The sequence below is a fragment of the Demequina lignilytica genome, from assembly GCF_030418375.1.
GTDB classification, from domain to species: Bacteria; Actinomycetota; Actinomycetes; order Actinomycetales; family Demequinaceae; genus Demequina; species Demequina lignilytica.
Genome location: NZ_JAUHPZ010000003.1, coordinates 74,434 through 94,210 on the forward strand (window position 1 = coordinate 74,434; position 19,777 = coordinate 94,210).

The 19,777-nt window shown below is 72.8% G+C and carries 19 protein-coding genes and 1 tRNA gene; 10 read left to right on the top strand and 10 right to left on the bottom strand.

What is annotated here, in order from left to right:
- The first annotated feature begins 26 nt into the window (after nt 1-26).
- Nucleotides 27-434, top strand: a complete 408-nt coding sequence (locus QQX13_RS06450; RefSeq protein WP_301118850.1) for a DUF4307 domain-containing protein — start codon at nt 27-29, stop codon at nt 432-434.
- A gap of 95 nt (nt 435-529) precedes the next feature.
- Nucleotides 530-1,012 carry a transcription elongation factor GreA gene (greA, locus tag QQX13_RS06455; RefSeq protein WP_301118849.1) on the top strand — a complete coding sequence of 161 codons (483 nt, stop codon included), beginning with the start codon at nt 530-532 and terminating at the stop codon, nt 1,010-1,012.
- 19 nt (nt 1,013-1,031) lie between these two features.
- On the opposite strand, the gene rlmC is transcribed toward greA, so the two are convergent.
- Nucleotides 1,032-2,183 (bottom strand): 23S rRNA (uracil(747)-C(5))-methyltransferase RlmC, encoded by a 1,152-nt coding sequence (rlmC, locus tag QQX13_RS06460; RefSeq protein ID WP_301118848.1) that lies wholly within the window; start codon nt 2,181-2,183, stop codon nt 1,032-1,034.
- Nucleotides 2,184-2,224: 41 nt separating this feature from the next.
- A complete protein-coding gene (locus QQX13_RS06465) occupies nt 2,225-3,109 on the bottom strand; it encodes a hypothetical protein (protein WP_301118847.1) in 885 nt (294 codons plus the stop codon).
- 428 nt (nt 3,110-3,537) lie between these two features.
- Between QQX13_RS06465 and QQX13_RS06470 the strand changes: the two genes are divergently transcribed.
- Nucleotides 3,538-4,617 (top strand): glycosyltransferase family 2 protein, encoded by a 1,080-nt coding sequence (locus QQX13_RS06470; RefSeq protein WP_301118846.1) that lies wholly within the window; start codon nt 3,538-3,540, stop codon nt 4,615-4,617.
- Between the two features lie 6 nt (nt 4,618-4,623).
- Here QQX13_RS06470 and QQX13_RS06475 read toward each other — a convergent pair whose 3' ends face one another.
- On the bottom strand, nt 4,624-5,883 hold the full coding sequence (locus QQX13_RS06475) for an AI-2E family transporter (protein ID WP_301118845.1): 1,260 nt from the start codon (nt 5,881-5,883) through the stop codon (nt 4,624-4,626).
- 72 nt (nt 5,884-5,955) lie between these two features.
- On the opposite strand from QQX13_RS06475, the gene msrA reads away from it, so the two are divergent.
- On the top strand, nt 5,956-6,600 hold the full coding sequence (msrA, locus tag QQX13_RS06480) for a peptide-methionine (S)-S-oxide reductase MsrA (protein ID WP_301118844.1): 645 nt from the start codon (nt 5,956-5,958) through the stop codon (nt 6,598-6,600).
- A 215-nt stretch (nt 6,601-6,815) separates the two neighbouring features.
- On the opposite strand, the gene QQX13_RS06485 is transcribed toward msrA, so the two are convergent.
- Entirely contained in the window at nt 6,816-7,646 is an 831-nt protein-coding gene (locus QQX13_RS06485; RefSeq protein ID WP_301118842.1) for a Bax inhibitor-1/YccA family protein, read from the bottom strand.
- 229 nt (nt 7,647-7,875) lie between these two features.
- Between QQX13_RS06485 and QQX13_RS06490 the strand changes: the two genes are divergently transcribed.
- The 6 genes from QQX13_RS06490 to QQX13_RS06515 all read left to right on the top strand — a co-directional run bounded on the left by QQX13_RS06490 (nt 7,876) and on the right by QQX13_RS06515 (nt 14,670).
- Nucleotides 7,876-8,637: a DeoR/GlpR family DNA-binding transcription regulator gene (locus QQX13_RS06490; protein WP_301118841.1), complete on the top strand. Its 762-nt coding sequence runs from the start codon at nt 7,876-7,878 to the stop codon at nt 8,635-8,637.
- Complete coding sequence (gene pfkB, locus QQX13_RS06495) at nt 8,634-9,584, top strand: 1-phosphofructokinase (protein WP_301118840.1); 951 nt, start codon at nt 8,634-8,636, stop codon at nt 9,582-9,584. Before QQX13_RS06490 ends, pfkB begins: the two co-directional genes overlap by 4 nt.
- A gap of 16 nt (nt 9,585-9,600) precedes the next feature.
- Nucleotides 9,601-11,691 carry a PTS fructose transporter subunit IIABC gene (locus QQX13_RS06500; RefSeq protein ID WP_301118839.1) on the top strand — a complete coding sequence of 697 codons (2,091 nt, stop codon included), beginning with the start codon at nt 9,601-9,603 and terminating at the stop codon, nt 11,689-11,691.
- Between the two features lie 28 nt (nt 11,692-11,719).
- Nucleotides 11,720-11,992, top strand: a complete 273-nt coding sequence (locus tag QQX13_RS06505) for an HPr family phosphocarrier protein (protein ID WP_301118838.1) — start codon at nt 11,720-11,722, stop codon at nt 11,990-11,992.
- A gap of 1 nt (nt 11,993) precedes the next feature.
- Nucleotides 11,994-13,673 (top strand): phosphoenolpyruvate--protein phosphotransferase, encoded by a 1,680-nt coding sequence (ptsP, locus tag QQX13_RS06510; RefSeq protein ID WP_301118837.1) that lies wholly within the window; start codon nt 11,994-11,996, stop codon nt 13,671-13,673.
- A 151-nt stretch (nt 13,674-13,824) separates the two neighbouring features.
- Nucleotides 13,825-14,670, top strand: a complete 846-nt coding sequence (locus QQX13_RS06515; protein ID WP_301118836.1) for a methylenetetrahydrofolate reductase — start codon at nt 13,825-13,827, stop codon at nt 14,668-14,670.
- Between the two features lie 14 nt (nt 14,671-14,684).
- Here the strand turns inward: QQX13_RS06515 and QQX13_RS06520 are convergent, their stop codons facing one another.
- The 6 genes from QQX13_RS06520 to eno form a co-directional block, all read right to left on the bottom strand.
- On the bottom strand, nt 14,685-15,224 hold the full coding sequence (locus QQX13_RS06520) for a YaeQ family protein (protein WP_301152872.1): 540 nt from the start codon (nt 15,222-15,224) through the stop codon (nt 14,685-14,687).
- 236 nt (nt 15,225-15,460) lie between these two features.
- Nucleotides 15,461-15,534, bottom strand: a tRNA-Leu gene (locus QQX13_RS06525).
- A 40-nt stretch (nt 15,535-15,574) separates the two neighbouring features.
- Entirely contained in the window at nt 15,575-16,555 is a 981-nt protein-coding gene (locus tag QQX13_RS06530) for a Ppx/GppA phosphatase family protein (protein WP_301152874.1), read from the bottom strand.
- Nucleotides 16,556-16,559: 4 nt separating this feature from the next.
- Entirely contained in the window at nt 16,560-17,066 is a 507-nt protein-coding gene (locus QQX13_RS06535) for a DUF501 domain-containing protein (RefSeq protein ID WP_301152876.1), read from the bottom strand.
- A gap of 10 nt (nt 17,067-17,076) precedes the next feature.
- On the bottom strand, nt 17,077-18,168 hold the full coding sequence (locus QQX13_RS06540; RefSeq protein ID WP_301152878.1) for a septum formation initiator family protein: 1,092 nt from the start codon (nt 18,166-18,168) through the stop codon (nt 17,077-17,079).
- A 281-nt stretch (nt 18,169-18,449) separates the two neighbouring features.
- Nucleotides 18,450-19,733, bottom strand: a complete 1,284-nt coding sequence (eno, locus tag QQX13_RS06545) for a phosphopyruvate hydratase (protein WP_301118831.1) — start codon at nt 19,731-19,733, stop codon at nt 18,450-18,452.
- Between the last annotated feature and the right edge of the window lie 44 nt (nt 19,734-19,777).

The window sequence follows — 19,777 nt, forward strand, 5'->3', positions numbered from 1 at the left end:
TTCTGACCCGACTATCCTGCCTCATCATGAGCACCCCGCCCGCCGATGAGGCCGCCGCGTTCGAGGAGGAGTCCTCGGCGCTGCCCCGGCTCAGCGCCCGCGGCTGGGTGCTCGTGTCGCTCGGCCTGGCCGCGCTCATCGGCATCACGGCCTGGGTCGCCGTCCAGATGCAGTCGCAGCCGGTGCGGTGGAAGGACGTCGGCTTCACCGTCACCTCCCCGACCGAGGTGACCGCGACGTACGAGGTGTACCTCTACACCGACGCGGGCGCGACATGCACGGTGCGGGCGCTGAACGATCGCTTCACCGAGGTGGGCGTCGCCGCCGTGCACGTGGACCGCGCGGACGGCGCGGAGCAGCGGCTGACCACCCCCGTGGTGACCACCGAGGAGGCGACCACGGCCACCGTCCAGGGCTGCGTCGCGGACGGCTGACGCGCATCGTCCCCGCCGCGCCCGGCGACGCGCGGACTTGGGTGCCCCCGTGGGCGCTTGCTATCCTCACCTATCCCATCCGTGAGGAGAACGACGTGACCGAGACCACCGGAACCTGGCTCACCCAGGAGGCGTACGACCGCCTCCAGGCGGAGTACGACGACCTGGTGAACGTGGGCCGCGCCGCGATCGCGAAGGAGATCGACGAGCGCCGCCAGGAGGGCGACCTCAAGGAGAACGGCGGCTACCACGCCGCGCGAGACGAGCAGGCGAAGATGGAGGCGCGCATCGAGGAGCTGCGCCGCAAGCTCGCCAACGCGCACGTCGGCGAGGTGCAGTTCGACGGCACCATCGCCGCCGGCACCGTGGTGACCGCGTCCGTCATGGGGCGTGAGATGCGCTTCCTCGTGGGTTCCCGCGAGATCGCCGAGGGCACCGACCTCGACGTGTTCAGCGCGCAGTCGCCGCTCGGCGCCGCGCTGATCGGCCTCAAGGCCGGCGAGACGACGTCCTACCAGGCGCCCAACGGCAAGGAGATCGCCGTCGAGGTCATCTCCGCGGAGCCCTTCGGCGGCTGAGCCCGCGCGCCGCGGACGCTCAGCGCCGCTGCAGCAGCACCACGGCCTCGTAGTGCGTGGTGTGCGGGAACATGTCGAGCAGCCGCCCCCGGACGGGCACCAGCGAGGGCATCGCCGCGAGGTCGCGCGCGAGGGTGACGGCGTTGCAGCTGGAGTAGACCACCCGCGACACGCCGCTCGCCTCGAGCCACGCCGCCAGCTCGACGCCGATGCCGCGTCGTGGCGGGTTGACCACCACGACGTCGGCGACCGCCGGCTGCGACGTCGCCCACGCGACGGCGTCCCCCACGACGAAGGTCGCCCCGTCTGCCCCGGCGACCCCCGCATCGTCCATCTCCGCGGCGCTGAGCCGCGCGCTCGCGACGGCCTGCTCGCTCGCCTCGACCCCGGTGACACGGCGCCCCTCGCGCACGCAGTGGAGCGCGAAGCCGCCCACGCCGCAGTAGAGATCCCACACGGTGGCGGGCGCGGACTCGTCGACCCAGCCGGCGACCTGCGCGTAGAGGTCGCGCGCGATCGCGGTGTTGGTCTGGAAGAAGCTCTGCGGGCGCAGGTGCAGCGCCACGGCGCCCAGCTCCATCGTGAGGGACGCGCGCTCCGTCAGCACGATCTCGCGCTCGCCCTCCGTGACCGCCTTGTGCTCGGGCAGCACGTTCAGCGTGGCGACCGCGAGCGCGGGCAGGCGCTCACGCAGCCACGGCAGGTGCTTGACCAGACGTGCGTGCGCCTCGGTGGACCGCATGACGAACCGCACCATCAGGTCGCCGGACGGCGCCAGGGTGACGATCACGTGCTTGAGCTCGCCGCGGCGCTCCGGCACGTCGTAGGGCTCGAGCCGGGCGCGGGTGATCAGCTCCGCGAGGACGGGGAACGATGCGGAGAGCGGCTCCGGGTAGAGCGGGCAGCCCCGCAGGTCGACGCCGCGGCCGGCCGGGTCGAGGATGCCGATGGTGGGCGCGTCGACCGAGCCGGCGACCACCATCTTCGCCTTGGTGCGGAAGCCGGACTCGGCGCTCAGCAGCGGGGGCAGCCACTCCGGGCGAGCACCGGGCGCGCCCTGGGCGACCAGCCGCTCGAGCCCGGCCTGCTTGTCGGCCACCTGCACCGCGTGCGGCGTCTCGATGAGCGTGCACGACCGGCACCGCCCCGAGTCGTAGTAGTCGCAGCGCACCCGTGGAGTCTAGGCGCGCGCAGGCGTCCGCGGCTCGGGAGTCACCGGGCACGCGCCGACGGGACACCGAGCAGCGTCGAGGTCGCCGCGAACTGGCGATCGTTGCCACCCTGCAGGTAGTTCGTCTCGGCAAGGCCTCGCCCCTGCGAGAACGGGAGGTAGGGGAAGTTGGCGGGCGCGTCCGCGAGCTGCCGGATCGGGATGCCCTCCTTCCGCGCGACCATGTAGAGCCAGATGTCGTCCGCGCGTGGCGCGGAGTCCTCGAACTGCCTGCCGCGAGCGCGCAGCGCCGCCTGCATCCGCGGGTTGTAGAGCACGCCGCTGACGCCGGTCGGGAAGACCTCGGGACCCGGTACGTCGGTGCGGCAGTCCGGCCACGTGTGGTACGGCGGCAGCGTGCCATCGGCACCCGCCGCCGGCACCATCCGTGCTCGGTAGGCGATGTTCGCCTCGGGCATCTCGCGATGCGCCCGCGCGAGCCCGGCGAGCCAGGTCACCGGGTAGATCGCGTCGTCGTCGGAGGTGACGAGCGCGAGGCCGTCGGGCGCATCGTCATCGCTCACGTACGGGAAGTACTTCTTGTGGGGCCCCAGGTCCTCGCAGGCGCGGAGCTCGAGGCCACGCGAGATCAGCCGGCGGATCGCTCGCGGCGGCGAGGCCCGGAACTCGGGGTCCTCCGACCAGAGGATCAATCGGGCGGGCCGCAGAGAGCCGCGCGCGATGGACTCGATCACGAGGTGCACGTGCCGGAGCCGGCTCCCGTAGCTGGTGAGCGAGACGACGCAGGGCGAGCCCGGGTCGCAGACGCTCCGCCGAGACGTCAGATTGGCGACGCCGAGCCCGACGGCCGCAGGAACCGCACCCAGACCACGCATGCGCACCACCGCAGGCCTGAGATACCTCTTCGCGACGTCCCTCACGCTCATGCTCGCCCCCTCCCGCGCCATCGCCGCCGTGACTCAGATCCCTGGCAGACCCCCGTCACCCTGAGCTGAACCGTTGGGACGTCATCCTGGTCCCGAGCATCGGCGGCGATCGTCCCCGATACGCCGTGCATTCGCGAGCATAGCCCGCGGGCCCGGATCGGCCCAGGGGCCCGTGGCGACCCACGCCCGCCTCGGCGAACGTCCCGCGGTCCACGGCCGGGGCGAGGGCGGACCCCGCCGGGCGATGCGACCGACGCACCTTTTGACCTGGTTTGCACCCCCATGCCTGTGCAATGATCTGCTGAGGACAGCAGGGCTCGCAAGGGGGTGCGCGCAGATGCTTGTGGCAACAGTGGCGACGTGCGACGGCGGCGCATCCGTCGATCGAGACGAGTGCGGACGGCCGACCCGGACGCGGGCCAGTGACGATGGCTGAGGACGACGCGCTCTCGAGACGCCCCCTCGTCTCGGTGGTCGCACCGGTCTTCAACCCCGGGGAGGAGCTGGGCGACGCGCTGCGGAACATCGCGTCGCTCACATACCCCGAGCTCGAGGTGATCCTGGTCGACGACGCCTCCACCGTCCCCTCCAGCGCATGGGGAGCGTTCGACATGACGAGGCCGGGCACGCGGCGGATCGTCGAATGGATGCGTCTGCCGGAGAACGTGGGGCCGGCAGGGGCACGCAACGCGGGGCTGCGAGCCGCCTCCGGCGAGTACGTGTGGTTCGTCGACTGGGATGACGAGTGGGACCCGGGCATCCTCGACCGCCTCGTGGAAGAGGCGGAGTCGACCGGCGCGGACTTCTCCATGTGCCGCGGGCGATGGCAGATCGGCGCGGAGGAGGGCCCGCCCACCGACGGCCATGACGCGCCTACGGTGATGGACAGGGAAGGCGCGTTCCTCCAGCTGCTCCACGGCGGCATCCGCGGCTACCTCTGGACCAAGCTGTTCAGGCGAAGCGTCCTGGGGGTCGATCCCTTCGCGCCCCACGGATACATCGAGGACTTCTTCGTCGTGGCAGACGTGGTGGACCGCTGCGAGACGGTCGCGTCGATCCCGGAGACGCTGTACCGGCACCTGGTCCGGGCCGGGTCCCTCAGCAACTCCAAGGATCCGCAGCTCCATCATCTCGAGGAGGCGAACGCGCACGTGCGCCAGCTGGCGGCAGGGTTCCCCCAGACGCCGGCGCTCAGGCGCGGGTTGGCCCATTTCGAGCTCGAGTTCGATCACATCGCGCGGGCGACCACGGCGCTTCGGCTGTGCTCCGACGCGCGCGCGAGGGAGGTGCTTCGCGGGATCCGCCGCCAGATCCGGAGCCGCGATGTGCTCCTGGTGCTCCCGATCGCACCGGGAACGGCGTCGAGGGCGACCGCCATCAAGCTCGCGGGGCCGTACTTCCTGGAGGTGCGCGCGGCGGCTCGGTCCCTGAAGCGCCTGGTCCGGCGGGGCGGTCGAGGCCTCCGGCACCCGGACGGCGCACCGGCGGCGAGCGGCGCGGCAGCCTAGGCGCGGCTACGCCTCGGGGCCCTGCTGCTCCTGGGTGCCGCGCGGCTGGTCGGCGCCGCGGTGACGGCGCACGCGGATCTCGCCGGTGCGCGCGATCGCCTCGCGGGCGCGCCGGAGCGCGTCCTTGGGCTGTTCTCCGAGCACCGTGATCTCACCGGTCCCGTCCCCGGGGTCGTCGACCTCGTACTCGGAGCGCAGGGCGCGCGCGAACGCGTAGGCGAAGGAGACGATCGGCACCGCGATGACCGCGCCCACCAGGCCGAGCAGCAGGGTTCCCGTCGCGACGGTGAGCAGGATCGCCAGCGGGTGGAGCGAGGCGGCCTTGCCGAACAGCCAGGGGTACAGGATGTTCCCCTCGAGCTGCTGGACCAGGAGCACGATCCCGACCATGATCAGCGCCTTCACCGGGCCGCCGTCGACCAGTGCGACCAGCACCGCGATCGCGCCCGAGATGGTGGCGCCGAACAGGGGGATGAAGGACAGCAGGAACACGAAGATCGCGATGGGCAGCGCGAGGGGGATGCCCAGGATCCACGCGCCGAGACCGATGCCGAGCGCGTCGATGAACGCCACGAACACGCTGGTCTCCGTGTAGCGGCGCAGCGTGAGCCAGGCGGTCATGCCGGCGCGGTCGACCTTCTCGCTGCGACCGCGCGGCAGCAGCCCGACGAACCACAGCCACAGCCGGCGCCCGTCCTTCATGAAGAAGAAGAGGGCGAACAGCGCGACGATCGAGCCCGCGAAGAGGGAGCCGAGCGTGCCGGTCACGGACGCCGCCCCGCTCGCGACTCCCCACGCGTTGTCCTGCAGCGTCGACGTCGCGTTCGCGATGACCTGGTCGATCTGCTCACGTGACATGTGGATGGGGCCGTTGACCAGCCAGTCGAGGAACTGGTCGAAGCCCGCGAGCGCCGCGTCGCGCAGGTCGCCGAAGCCCGCGACGATCGAGCTGCCTGCCGCGACCCCGAGGCCCAGCACCACGACGACGAGCGTCAGGATCGCGAGCAGCGCGCCCCCCGTCCGCGGCACCCCCCACTTCTGGAGCCGGCTCACCATCTGCTCGAGCGGCGCCGCGATCAGCAGCGCGATGCCCAGGGGGAGGACCACCGAGGACAAGGTGGTGAAGCCCTGGAACAGGACGAGCAGAACGATGCCGACGACGATCAGTCGCCAGCCCCACGCCGCGGACACCCGCAGCCAGACCGGCACGTTCTCGGTGACCACGTCGGCTGGAGGGGCGTGAGACGCATCGTCCTTGTCGGGCATACCGTCACACTAGTGCGGCGGCGCGGAACATCGGCGGACCCGGACGCGTTCGTCCTGCGGAAGGGAGCAGCGATGCTTGGACTCGACAAGATGACCCTGGTGACCCCCGACAAGGCCCTGCCCGGGCGGGACGCCGAGATGCAGATCACCGACCGCCACGTGGTGCTCGGGAGCCCGCTCAAGGGCCCGTGGCCCGAGGGCCACGAGGTGCTCTACGTGGCGATGGGCTGCTTCTGGGGCGCCGAGCGCATCTTCTGGCAGATCCCCGGCGTCCACTCGACCGCGGTCGGCTACATGGGCGGGTGGACGGCGAACCCGACCTATCAGGAGACGTGCACATCGCTGACCGGCCACACCGAGACGGTGCAGGTGGTCTACGACCCGGCGCAGGTGTCGCTGGACACCCTGCTCGCGGCGTTCTGGGAGAACCACGACCCGACCACCCCGAACCGGCAGGGCGGCGACATCGGCACCCAGTACCGCAGCGCGATCTTCGCCACCACCGACGCGCAGCTCGAGGCCGCGAAGGCGTCGGCCGCGCGCTACCAGGAGCGGCTGAGCGCCGGCGGCTACGGCCCGATCTCGACGCAGATCGACCGGGTCGCGGACGCGGGCGACGGGCGCTTCTACTACGCCGAGGAGTACCACCAGGGCTACCTCGACAAGAACCCCGGCGGCTACTGCAACCACGGCTTCTGCCAGGTCAGCTTCGCCTGACCCCCGACCCCGCCCCCACCCCCGGACACTCGGCACGGGACAGGTCCAGGGTCGGCGGCGTGTCGGCCCGATCGGACCGGTCTCGACCGGCGTGTCCCCCGGAGATCGGTGCGGACTGTCCGGTGGGCGGGGCGGGACGATGCGGGGAGCGACCCCGGCCCTGACAGCACGACGGCCCCCGACCTCGCGGTCGGGGGCCGTCGGCGCGTCGGATGCTAGTCGCGACCGGAGAACAGCGCGATGAGGCGCAGGAACTCGGTGTAGAGCCAGACGAGCGTGACGATGAGGCCGAAGGCGGCCTTCCACTCGAGCTTCTTCTCGAGGCCGCGCTTCACGCCGTTGTCGATGAAGTCGAAGTCCCCGATGAGCGAGATGCAGGCCAGCAGCACGGCGACCACGCCGATGATGGCGCCGAGCGGGAAGCTGAGACCGCCGATGCTGATCTCCACCGAGCGTGCGCCGAAGGCCCCCATGTCCGGGTTCAGGAACATGATGCCGATGTTCACCACGCTGAACACCAGGTAGGAGATCGCGCCGATCATGAAGATCTTCTGCATCTTGGCCGTGTAGCGCACCTTGCCGGAGCGGTACAGCCAGAGGCACACCATGAACGTGATGCCGGTGGCGAGCAGGGCCTGGACGCCCGCGCCGGGAACCTCGAAGTAGGTCTCGATCCACGCGGTGAGCGCGCCGAGGAAGACGCCCTCGGCCGCGGCGTAGGTGCCCACGAGCCCCACGCCCGGGGTGCGCTTGAAGGCGGCGATGAGTCCGACCACGAGCGCCAGGATGCCGGCGCCGAACGCGAGAAGCATCGCGCCGGGCTGCTCGGCCACGTAGAAGTAGGTGCCGGCGCCGAGGCCGAGGGTGACCAGGCCGAGGCCCACGCCCTTGTTGACCACGCCGCGGTACGACATGCGGTCGTCGGCGTAGCCAGGGGTCGCCGACGGCGCCTCGTACTGGCGCTGGAGGTCCTCGGCCGTGGACTGCTGCGCGAGCAGGGGGTCGGCCTTGAACTCCTTCGAGCTGCTGAACACGGGACTTGCCACGAATGCCTCCTTGGATTGGCGCCCTCAGTCTACCGATCCCCCCTCGGGCCCGGTCCAGACGCCTTGCCTGATCAACGCGGGAACCACCCCCTCTGCTCCAGCGCGGCACGGGCCACGGGTTGAGGCACCGAGTCGCGCCGATTTGGTTCCGCTTGCTTTTGCTTGGTTTTTGTTTCTGTGGTTTCATGTGGATATTGCACCCCCGGAGGACGCAGACGAAGGAGTCGGGATGTACGCGACGGAGCGACAGCAGCGCATCCTCGCCCAGGCGCGCGACGACGGCCGGGTCGAGGTGGCCGCGCTCGCCGAGGACCTCTCCGTCACCCCCGAGACCATCCGCCGCGACCTCACCGCGCTCGAGCAGCGCGGCTCCGTGCGCCGCGTGCACGGAGGCGCCATCCCCGTCGAGCGCCTGGTCGCCGAGCCGACCCTCGCGTCGCGCTCCGCCCACCTGCCCGACGTGAAGCGCCGCATCGCCGCGCGGATCATGGACGAGCTCCCGGCGGGCGGCACCATCCTGCTCGACGCGGGATCGACCACCCACGCGCTGATCGACCTGCTCCCCGACGACGCGACCTTCACGATCCTCACGAACTCGATCCCCGCCGCTGCCGCCCTCGCCGGTCGCCCCGGACTCACGCTGTACGTGCTGGGCGGACGGGTCCGCGGTGTCACGGCGGCCGCCGTGGGCGACTGGGCCTCGGCCGCCCTCAAGGGCGTCGTGGTCGACGTCGCCGTGATCGGCACGAACGGGATCTCCGCCGCCCGAGGCCTCACGACGCCCGACCAGGCCGAGGCCGAGATCAAGCGCGCGATGGTGACCTCCGCCCGCCGGGTCATCGTCGCCACGGACTCCACCAAGGCGGGCGACGACCATCTCCACCGCTTCGCAAGCCTCGCCGAAGTCGATCTGGTGGTGACCGATGCCGACCTCTCCGAGGACGTGCTGGACGAGCTGCGCGAGGCCGGACCTGAGGTGGTGACCGCATGATCGTGACCCTGACCCCGAATCCCAGCGTGGACCGGGCGGTGACGCTGGACGCGCTGGTGCGCGGCGAGGTGCTCCGCGCGAGCGACGTGCGCGTCGACGCGGGAGGCAAGGGCGTCAACGTCGCCCGCGCGATCACCGCACAGGGCGGCGATGCCATCGCGGTGCTCCCTGTCGGCGGCCCGGAGGGGCACCTGCTCGAGGAGCTGCTCGACGCCGCGGACGTGCCGCGCCGCTCCGTCGCGATCACCGGATCCGCGCGCATGAACATCTCCGTGCTCGAGCCCGACGGCACCACGACCAAGCTCAACGAGCCCGGCCCCGAGCTCGCCGAGGCCGAGGTCGAGGCGATGCTGGACGCGACGCTCGAGGCCGCCGCGGGCGCCGCCTGGGTGGTCGGCTGCGGCTCGCTCCCGCCGGGCGCGCCGGTCGATCTCTACGGCCAGCTGGTCGCACGAGTGCACGCCGGCGGCGGGAAGGTGGCGATCGACAGCTCCGGGCCCGCGCTCGCCGCCGCCGTCGCGGCCACCCCCGACCTCATCAAGCCCAACCACGAGGAGCTCGAGGAGCTCGTGGGCCGCGCGCTTCCGACGCTCGGCGACGTCCAGGACGCCGCCCGCGACCTGGTCGCCCAGGGCATCGGCATCGTCTGCGTGAGCCTCGGACGCCACGGCGCCCTGCTGGTCACCGCGGACGAGCTGCTCCACTCCTGGGCCACCATCACCACGCCGCTGTCCACCGTCGGCGCCGGCGACTGCATGCTCGCCGGGATGCTCCACGGGCTCACCCGTGGCCTCGACCACGACGATGCGCTCGCTGAGGGCGTCGCCTGGGGCGCTGCCGCCGTCACCCTTCCCGGCAGCCGCGTCCCTCACCCTGAGGATCTTCACGGGATCCCGGTGGACCTCACCCACTCCCCCGACGCCGGCACGACGCTGGCAGAGAACTGACAGGAGAGGAACTCCCATGTCACTCATCAACGAGCAGCAGGTGATCCTCGGTCTCACGGCCGACGACCGCCACGCCGCGACGCGCGCGCTCGCCGAGACGCTGGTCGCCTCGGGACGGTGCACCGACCTGGACCAGTTCGTCGCGGACGTCCGCAAGCGCGAGGAGACCATGGCGACCGGCCTGCCCGGTGGCATCGCGATCCCCCACGCCCGCTCCGCCGCGATCACCGAGCCCACGCTGGCGTTCGGGCGGCCCGCGGAGGGGATCGACTGGGCCGCGAAGGACGGTCCGGCCACGGTGATCTTCCTGATCGCGGCCCCCGAGGGCGCGTCCGAGGCGCACATGCAGGTGCTGCCCAAGCTCGCCAAGGCGCTCATGAAGAAGGAGTTCAAGGCCGCGCTCGCCGAGGCCACCTCCGAGGACGAGGTCGTCGCGATCGTCGAGGCCGAGGTCGGCGAGGCGCCCGTCGCGACGCCCGCCCCCACCCCGACGCCCGCGCCGGCCGCCGCTGCCGCGGCGACGGAGCCGGCCGAGGCTCCCGCCGCATCGTCCGGCCTCACGCTGGTCGGGGTGACCTCCTGCCCCACCGGCATCGCGCACACCTACATGGCGGCCGAGGCGCTCGAGCGGGCCGCCAAGGAGGCGGGTCACACGATGGTGGTCGAGACGCAGGGCTCGGCGGGCGCGACCCCGCTCAGCGCAGCGCAGATCGCCGAGGCCGACGCCGTGATCTTCGCCCACGACGTCGAGGTGAGGAACGCCGACCGCTTCGCCGGCAAGCCGATCATCGACGTGGGCGTGAAGAAGGCGATCTCCGACGGTCCGCTGCTCATCAGCCAGGCGGTGGACAAGGCCGCCGAGTGGAAGGCCGACCCGTCGAAGGCCGCCGCCGCTCCCGCTGCCACCGGCAGCCTCGCCACCAAGGTGGACGAGAAGGCCGGCATCGGCACCCGCATCCGCCAGTGGCTGATGACCGGTGTGAGCTACATGATCCCGTTCGTCGCCGCGGGCGGAATCCTGATCGCGTTGTCGTTCCTGGTCGCCAACCAGGTGATCGAGGAGAACGCGCAGCAGGAGATCGTCAGCTACTACGTCGGGTTCGTCGACCCTGCCGTGTCCTCGGCCGCCGACTACACGCCGGACCCGTACAACCTCGCCGCGAGCTTCGACGCCACGTCGATGGTCTACTGGGCGGCGCTCATGTTCGTCATCGGCGGCGCGGCGTTCGGCTTCCTGGTGCCCATCCTCTCCGGGTTCATCGCGTTCGCGATCGCGGACCGTCCCGGACTGGTGCCCGGCATCGTCGGCGGCTTCATCGCGAACACGATGGGCGCCGGATTCCTCGGCGGCATCGTCACCGGTGTGCTCGGCGGCTTCGCCGCGAAGTGGATCTCGTCGTGGAAGGTCCACAAGGGCGTCCGCGGAGTCATGCCCGTCGTGGTGACCCCGCTCCTCTCTCTCCTGATCACCGCCGGGCTCTTCATCACCCTGCTCGGCAAGCCGATCGTCGCCGCGGCGACCGGTCTCACCGAGTGGCTCAACGGCATCCCCCCGGAGCAGGCCCTGATCCTCGGCGCCATCCTCGGCGCGATGATGGGCTTCGACCTCGGCGGCCCGGTCAACAAGGTCGCGTACTTCTTCGCGACCGCAGGCCTCGCCAGCGCCGGCGCGGTGTCCGGCTCGACGGAGCTGAAGGTCATGGCGGCGGTCATGGCGGCCGGCATGGTCGCCCCGCTCGCGATGGCGCTCGCCACCGTGGTGCGCCCCAAGCTCTTCTCGGAGCCGGAGCGGGAGAACGGCAAGGCCGCGTGGCTGCTGGGAGCCTCGTTCATCTCGGAGGGAGCGATCCCGTTCGCCGCCGCCGACCCGTGGCGCGTGATCCTGTCCTCGGTGATCGGCTCGTCGGTGACCGGAGCGCTCGCGCTCGCGTGGGGCACCGAGTCGCCCGCCCCGCACGGCGGCGTCTGGGTCGCCGCGCTCATCACCCACTGGTGGCTCTGGATCGCCGCGATCGTCATCGGCGTGGTCGTCATGACGTCGATCGTGCTGATCCTCAAGTCCCGCGACCCCAAGCTCGCGACCGTCGACGCGGCCGCGACCGTCTGACAACCCCCAAGAAAGAAGGAGATCCCTCATGGCACAGCGCACCGTTGCGATCGGCTCGTCCGTCGGCCTCCACGCCCGTCCCGCCGCCCTCTTCGTCGAGGCCGCGCAGGAGACCGGTCTGGACGTCGAGATCGGCCGACCCGGCCAGGACGCCGTCGACGCCACCAGCATCCTCGGCGTGATGGCGCTCGGCGCCAAGCACGGCGAGGAGGTCGTGCTCACCGCCGACGGCGACGGCGCGGACGCCGCGCTCGACTCGCTCGTCGCGCTCCTCGAGCGCGACCTGGACGCGGAGGGCTGACATGTCCGGCGAGACGTTCACCGGCGTGGGAGTGAGCCCGGGGACGGCTGCGGGTCCGGTGGTGCAGGTCGCGCCTCCGGTCCGGCCGCCGGCGGACGAACCCACCCCGGTCGACGCCGCCGCGGCCACCGACCTGGTGCTCGAGGCCTTCGCCTCGGTCGCGAAGGACCTCGACGCCCGGGCCGAGGCCGCCGACGAGCACGCCGCCCCCATCCTCAAGGCGACCGCCCTGATCGCCCGCGACAAGGGCCTCGCGAAGGCCGCGGGCCGCCAGGTGGGCAAGGGCAAGGGTCCGGCGACCGCCATCGCCGCGGCCGTCGACGAGTACGCCGCGCAGTTCGAGGCGCTCGGCGGCTACTTCGCGGAGCGGGTCACCGACCTCCGCGACGTGGGCCACCGCGCCGTCGCGGCCGTGCTCGGCGTCCCCGCTCCCGGGGTGCCGTCCCTCACCGGCCCGTCCGTGATCGTCGCGGAGGACCTCGCTCCCGCGGAGACCGCGGCGCTCGACCGCGCCAAGGTGGTGGCCATCATCACCGCGGCCGGCGGCCGCACCTCGCACACCGCGATCCTGGCAGCCCAGATGGGCATCCCGGCCGTGGTCCAGCTGCACGGCGCCACGTCGATCGCCGAGGGCACCACGGTCGCCGTCGACGGCGACTCCGGCGAGGTCACCCTCGAGCCCGACATGGAGCTCATCGAGGCGCAGCGGGCGCGCCGCGAGGCGCTCGCCGCCGCGCTCGCGGAGGTGACCGGCAACGGCCTCACCAGGGACGGGCACCCGGTCAACCTGCTCGCCAACATCGGCGGGGTGGACGATGCGGTGGCCGCCGGCGCCACGGACGTCGAGGGCGTCGGGCTGTTCCGCACCGAGTTCGTGTACCTGTCCGCGCAGACCATGCCGACCGTCGAGGAGCAGGCCGAGGTCTACCGCAAGGTGTTCGAGCAGTTCCCGGGCCGGCGCGTGGTGGTCCGCACCCTCGACGCTGGCGCCGACAAGCCGCTGGCGTTCGCGAACCTGGGCGACGAGGAGAACCCGGCGCTCGGTCGTCGCGGCCTGCGCCTGTGCGAGGCGAAGCCGGAGCTGCTCGACTCGCAGCTCGAGGCGCTCGCCGTCGCCGCCAAGGAGACCGGCGCCGACGTCCGCGTGATGGCGCCGATGGTCGCCACGGCCGACGAGGCCGCGTGGTTCGCCGAGCGGGTCTACGCCCACGGCCTGCCGAAGGCGGGCGTGATGGTCGAGGTCCCGGCCGTCGCGCTGCGATCGAAGCACGTGCTCGCGGAGGTCGACTTCGCGTCGATCGGCACGAACGACCTGGCGCAGTACACGATGGCGGCCGACCGCATGGAGGGCGAGCTCTCGCATCTGCTCGACCCGTGGCAGCCGGCCGTGCTCGACGTGGTGGCCGCCGCCTGCGACGGCGCGGACCACAACGGCAAGCCGATCGGCGTGTGCGGCGAGTCCGCGGGCGACCCGTACCTGGCGCTGGTGCTCGCCGGGCTGGGCGTGCGCAGCCTCTCGATGGCGCCGTCGAAGGTGCCGGCGGTGCGGCTCGCGCTGTCCAAGCACACCATCCAGCAGTGCCGCCAGCTCGCGCACCTGGCGCTCGAGGCGCGAGGCGCCCACGAGGCTCGCGAGGCCGTCCGGGCCGCGGCGAACGAGGAGCTCACCGCCATCCTGTGAGCCTCTGACCTTCGCCCGACCCCCCACCTCGGGGTTCTCTCTCCCTCCCCGAGCCGACGGCCGGGGCACCCGCTGACGAGCGGGCGCCCCGGCCGTCCTGTCGTCCCCCGTAGACTTGCCTCCTTCCCCAGCGACGAGCCCAAGGAGACGTGTGTCCGCGACCGCCCCGCTGCTCGACGGCATCTCGATCGAGATCACGGCCCGCGACGCGGCGACCCTGCCGACCGCGGCATCGTCCCTCCCGGCGGGCACCCGGGTGCACGTGACGCACCTCGGCACCGAGGAGCCCGCCGCGCGCGTCGAGGCCGCCGGCGCCGCGCGCTCGCTCGGACTGGTGCCGGTCCCCCACGTCGCGGCCCGTCGCGTGCCCAGCGAGGCCGCGCTGCGGCAGCACCTCGCGGCGCTGACCATGAGGGACGCGCACCGCCGCATGTTCATCATCGGAGGCGACCCGGCCACGCCCGCCGGCCCGTACGCCGATGCCGAGGCGCTGATCCGTGGGGACGTGCTCGCCGACCATCACGTCGAGGAGGTCGGGTTCGCCGCGTACCCCGAGGGCCACCCTGCGATCGCGTCGGACGTGCTGTGGGCCTCGCTGCTGCGCAAGCAGGACGCCGTGCGCGAGGCCGGCATGGCGGGGCTGGTCGCCACGCAGATGTCCTTCGACGCCGACGCGGTGCTGGCGTGGATCGCCGAGGCACGGGCGCGCGGACTCGAGCTCCCGATCCGGGTCGGCGTGCCCGGGCCCGCGAGCGTCGCACGCCTGGTGGGATTCGCACGCCGCTGCGGGGTCTCCGCCACCGCATCCATCGCGAAGAAGTACGGGTTCTCGCTGACGTCGCTCATCGGCTCGGCGGGGCCGGAGCGGCTCGTGGGCGACCTGGTCCACGGGCTGTCGCCCGCGGTGCACGGGGACGTGTCGCTGCACCTGTACACCTTCGGGAACCTGGAGGCGTCGGTGGACTGGATCGCGCGGGCGGAGGCGCTCCCGGCCTGAGCGGCCCGCGGCGCTCAGTCCAGCGGGCGGCGGAGCACGTCGCTGTCGAGCGCGGTGCCGTTCAGCTCCGCGTACAGGTGGCCGTCGGTGACCGAGACCGTGAGAGCGTTGCGACGCCCGACCAGCGCCGCGGCCGCGTCGATGAAGCCTGGGTCGAAGCTGACGAGCTCGATCCGCTCCCGCTCGTGGATCCGCTTGCCGTCCCAGCGGGCCAGCACCTTGGCGGGGTCGTGCTGGGTGTACACGACGGTCCGCTCCGCCAGGCGCGACCCGCGGTGCAGGCGCTCCGCCTCGGGCTGGCCCACCTCGATCCACGCGGTGATCAGCCCGGTCAGGTCGCGCACCAGCACCGCCGGCTCCTCGGTGGTGGAGATGCCCTCGGAGAACGCGATCCCCTCCGCGTGCTCGAGGCAGTACGCCAGCACGCGGGTCATCATGAACGCGCCGGTCTCCGAGGGATGGCGCGCGACACGCAGCGACAGGTCCTCGTAGACGCCGCGGTCGACGTCCGCGAGCGTGATCTCGAAGGTGTGGACGGTCGCGCCAGCTGCCATGGCGCACCAGCCTAGGGGCTGGCCGGCACCCGCCGCCCCGCGCCGCCGCCTCGGTCCCGCGGCCGTGGCGCCACGGCCCCATCCCCCGAAATGGAGGCTCGGCGCACGAAACCCTCGGGTTGCGGTCACCGAGCGTCCATTTCGAGAACGGGGCGGCGGGGACCGGGCCGGGGCGGCGGGGACGGGGCCGGGGCGGCGGGCACGAGGGTGGAGCGGCGCGGCGGGCGTCTCGGCGGTGCCCCCGGCGGGGTTCGAACCCGCACTGGACCGGGTTTAAGCCGGCTGCCTCTGCCAGTTGGGCTACGGGGGCGGGACGATGCGCGGGTCGGGCCCGGCGCGAGCGCGCGGGCTCAGGCCCGCGAGGCTAACAGCGGCTCGGCCACCGCGAGCGCGAGCCCGTCCAGGATGTCGTGCTCCGACGTCACCACGTGCGGCAGCTCGCCCCCGGCCGCCACCACCGCGTCGCGCACGCGCGTCATCACCGTGCGCCACACGAGCGCGCCCGCACCGATGACGTCGACGCGGCCGGGGTGCATGAACCCGAGCGCGGCCCGCTCGTGGCGCGAGGCGACCAGCAGCTCGTCGCAGGCGCGGATGGCGTCCTCGATGGGCAGCACCGCACCGTCGAGCGTCTCGGAGTCGTACTCGGGCAGCCCGAGCGCGTGCGCGGTGACCGTGGTGACCGTGCCGGCGAGGCCGACCAGCGTGCGGGTGCGTTCGACCGGGACGCCCTCGAAGGCCGCGTCGAGGGCGGCGTGGATGTCTCGCTCGGCCGCCTCCACCTGAGACGTCGAGGGCGGGTCGCCCTCGAGGTGACGCTCCGTCATCCGCACGCAGCCGACGTCCATGGAGTGGGCCGCCTCGGGCGCGTCAACGCCCAGCACCACCTCGGTCGACCCGCCGCCGAGGTCGATCACCAGGAACGGCGCGTCGTGAGCCGGGTCCAGCACGGCGGTCGCGCCGCGGAAGCTCAGCGCGGCCTCCTCCTCGCCGGAGATCACCTCGGGCGTGACGCCCAGCCGACCACGGACACCGTCGAGGAACTGCTCGCGGTTGCCGGCGTCGCGGGTCGCGGACGTCGCGACGAACCGGATCGACTCCACCCCGTGCTCCCGGCACAGCGCCGCGTACCCGTCGACCGCCGCGAAGGTCCGCGTGAGCGCGGCCGCCGAGAACTCGCCGGTGCGGTCGACCCCCTCGCCCAGACGCACCACCACCATCTCGCGCACCACGTCGGTCAGCTCGAGCGAGCCGTCCGCCCGCGCGGCCACATCGGCGATCAGCAGCCGGATCGAGTTGGTGCCGCAGTCGACGGCGGCGACGCGTGCCACGTCCTCAGACCTCGACCGCGCAGGTGCAGCGGTCCGGCGTCCACGCGTGTGCGATCAGGGCGAGCGCCTCGTCGCCCAGCGGGTTGACCCCGGGACCCGCCGCGAGCGCGTGCCCGACGAGCACGTGCAGGCACTTCACGCGGTCGGGCATGCCGCCGGCCGAGATCCCGTGGATCTCCTCGACGTCGCCGAGCGCGTAGCGCTCCTCGAGGTAGCGCTCGTGCGCGGCCCGGTAGGCCGCGGCCAGCTCGGGCTCCTCTCCCAGCCGCGCCTGCATCGTCTTCATGACGCCGTCGGCCTCGAGCGTCGACACCGCGCTCACCGCGTCGGGATGCGTCAGGTAGTACTGCGTCGGGAACGGGGTCCCATCCGGCAGCCGCGGCGCGGTGTGGACCACCGTCGGGTTGCCGCAGACGCAGCGGGCCGCGACCGCGACCACGCCGCGGGGCACCCGCCCCAGCTGGGCCTCGAGGACGGCCAGGTCACGGTCGGTCGCGGGGGTGTCGGTCACCCGGGAGAGTCTAGTCGGCGTCGCTCGTGGCCGGGGCGGGCTCCTCCTCCGCCGCGGCCTCGCCCGCGATCGAGCCCCACACGCGGGTGTACCAGACGCCGTCCTCGGTGCCGGTCGACTCCTCCTCCGCGGCGGGCGATCCCTCCGCGGCGCCCGCCACGGTCTCGGGGTCGATCACGCGGTACGGGGTCTCCCCGGGGAACACGAACGCGAGACGCTCGCGGGCCTGCGCGACCACGTACGCCGGGTCGTCCCAGCGCGCCGCCTCCGCGCGCAGATCCTCGACCTCGACCTGGGCCGCCTGGGCCTCCGCGGCGAGGTCGGCGAGCTCCTCCTGCTGGCGGAAGTACGAGCGCAGCGACGGCAGCACCACGGCGGCGGCGAGCACCAGCACCCCCGCGAGCACGGCGATCCGCCACGACGCCGCGGTGAGCCAGGAGCCCCGTGCACGCGCCGGCTCGATGCGGTTGCGCGTCTCGGGCCCGCGCGCATGCGTGGTGGGCCCGCCGGGGCGCGACGAGGCGCGGCCCTTCGGGATCCTCACCCCACCGGTCGCCGGCCCGTTGCGCTTGGGCGGCCGTGCGCCCGCCCGCACGCGGGGCTCCGCTGCGGGCGCCGCGGCGGCCGGGGTGCGGGCGAAGCGCGCGCGCAGGTTCGCCAGCGCACCGGCGGGCGCGGACGGCTCGTGGTGGCGGGCGGGCGGGGGCGTCGGCGAGGACGATGCGCGGGGAGACGCGGGCCGCGCCGGGCTCGGCGCGGGACGGCCCTGGTGTGCGGCGGCGGACGGGGCCTTGGCCGGGCCGCGCGCGGCGCTCGTCGCCGGGCGCTCGGCCTTCGCCGTGCCGCGCGCGGGCCGCTTCGCAGCCTTCTGGGCGCGGGCCTGCGCCTGGGAGCGCTGATCCGCCTGCACCCGTGCCCGGCGCTCGGCCGCGCTCGAGGTGGGGCGGGACCTGCCGGTGGGCGTCGCCTTCCGGCCACGGCCGGGCGCCGGCGGGACCATGGGGACCTGGACGGTGCGGGCATCGGGGCCCTCGACCGCATGCCAGCCGCGCGCCGCGGCGTCGGGGACGCGCGGCTCGTCGGGACCGGAGGCGGAGCGCACGGGGACATTGTCGCCGCCACCGGCCGGGTCGGACCGCTGCCGCGGCAGCGAGTCGCTGGATTGCCCGGGCCCACCCCACGGACGCTGCGCACGGAACTCGGACCGACACGCCGAGTCTCGCGCCGCATCGTCCCGCGACACGCCGGGCAACCGGGACGTGCTCCGTGCGCGCTGTCCAGGCATGGGCGCGCCGGGGGGCGAGGCGGAGCCGGCCCCGGAACGCGGAACGGGCGCGCCTCCCGTGAGGGAGACGCGCCCGTCCGTCAGGCTGTCAGGCCGCCTTACGCGCCGTAGCGGCGCGGGAACGCCGACTTGCCGGCGTACTTGGCGGCGTCGTCCAGCTCCTCCTCGATGCGGAGCAGCTGGTTGTACTTGTTGATGCGCTCGCCGCGGGCGGGGGCACCGGTCTTGATCTGGCCGGCGTTGTATGCGACGGACAGGTCGGCGATGGTGACGTCCTCGGTCTCGCCCGAGCGGTGCGACACCATGGCGGCGAAGCCCGCGCGCTGCGCCATCTCCACGGCGTCCGAGGTCTCGGACAGCGTGCCGATCTGGTTGAGCTTCACCAGGAGGGCGTTCGCGGCCTTCATGTCGATGCCCTTCTTGAGGCGCACCGGGTTGGTCACGAACAGGTCGTCGCCGACGATCTGGGTCTTGTCGCCCACCTTGGCCACGAGGCCGGCCCAGGAGTCCCACTCGTCCTCGGACAGCGGGTCCTCGATGGAGACCAGCGGGTAGTCGTTCACGAGGCCCTCGTAGAACGCGATCATCTCGTCGGGGGTCTTCTGACCGCCCTCCCACTGGTACGCGCCGTCCTTGAAGAACTCGGTCGCGGCCACGTCGAGCGCGAGCGCCACGTCGTCACCGGGGGTGAAGCCGGCCTTCTCGATCGCGACCAGGATCAGGTCCAGGGCGTCGCGGTTCGAGGGCAGGTTCGGGGCGAAGCCGCCCTCGTCGCCCAGGCCGGTCGCCAGGCCGCGCTCCTTGAGCACGGACTTCAGCGAGTGGTAGACCTCGGCGCCGGTGCGCAGGGCCTCACGGAACGTCGGGGCGCCGACGGGAGCGATCATGAACTCCTGGATGTCGACGTTGGAGTCAGCGTGCGAGCCACCGTTGAGGATGTTCATCATCGGGACGGGCAGCACGTGCGCGTTCGGTCCGCCCACGTAGCGGAACAGCGCGATGTCGGCCGACTCGGCGGCCGCCTTCGCCACCGCGAGGGACACGCCCAGGATCGCGTTCGCGCCGAGCTTGCCCTTGTTGTCGGTGCCGTCGATCTCGAGCATGCGCTGGTCGATCAGGCGCTGGTCGCCCGCGTCCATGCCGATGATCTCGGGGGCGATGTCGTCCATGACCGCGTCCACGGCCTGCTCGACACCCTTGCCCAGGTAGCGACCCTTGTCGCCGTCGCGGCGCTCGACCGCCTCGAACGCTCCGGTCGACGCGCCCGACGGGACGGCTGCACGCGCGAACGTGCCGTCCTCGAGTGCGACCTCGACCTCCACGGTGGGGTTGCCGCGCGAGTCGAGGATCTCGCGGGCGCCGACGGCCTCAATGCTGGCCATGATGCTCCTTCGCTTGGATGGATGTACCTCTAGGGAGTCTAGTC

Bases quoted from the DNA above. Each gene is read 5' to 3' on its own strand.
- QQX13_RS06450 (WP_301118850.1), top strand. From the start codon at position 27: ATGAGCACCCCGCCCGCCGATGAGGCCGCCGCGTTCGAGGAGGAGTCC.
- QQX13_RS06465 (WP_301118847.1), bottom strand. From the start codon at position 3,109: ATGAGCGTGAGGGACGTCGCGAAGAGGTATCTCAGGCCTGCGGTGGTG.
- QQX13_RS06470 (WP_301118846.1), top strand. From the start codon at position 3,538: ATGGCTGAGGACGACGCGCTCTCGAGACGCCCCCTCGTCTCGGTGGTC.
- QQX13_RS06475 (WP_301118845.1), bottom strand. From the start codon at position 5,883: ATGCCCGACAAGGACGATGCGTCTCACGCCCCTCCAGCCGACGTGGTC.
- msrA (WP_301118844.1), top strand. From the start codon at position 5,956: ATGCTTGGACTCGACAAGATGACCCTGGTGACCCCCGACAAGGCCCTG.
- QQX13_RS06490 (WP_301118841.1), top strand. From the start codon at position 7,876: ATGTACGCGACGGAGCGACAGCAGCGCATCCTCGCCCAGGCGCGCGAC.
- pfkB (WP_301118840.1), top strand. From the start codon at position 8,634: ATGATCGTGACCCTGACCCCGAATCCCAGCGTGGACCGGGCGGTGACG.
- QQX13_RS06500 (WP_301118839.1), top strand. From the start codon at position 9,601: ATGTCACTCATCAACGAGCAGCAGGTGATCCTCGGTCTCACGGCCGAC.
- QQX13_RS06505 (WP_301118838.1), top strand. From the start codon at position 11,720: ATGGCACAGCGCACCGTTGCGATCGGCTCGTCCGTCGGCCTCCACGCC.
- ptsP (WP_301118837.1), top strand. From the start codon at position 11,994: ATGTCCGGCGAGACGTTCACCGGCGTGGGAGTGAGCCCGGGGACGGCT.
- QQX13_RS06520 (WP_301152872.1), bottom strand. From the start codon at position 15,224: ATGGCAGCTGGCGCGACCGTCCACACCTTCGAGATCACGCTCGCGGAC.
- eno (WP_301118831.1), bottom strand. From the start codon at position 19,733: ATGGCCAGCATTGAGGCCGTCGGCGCCCGCGAGATCCTCGACTCGCGC.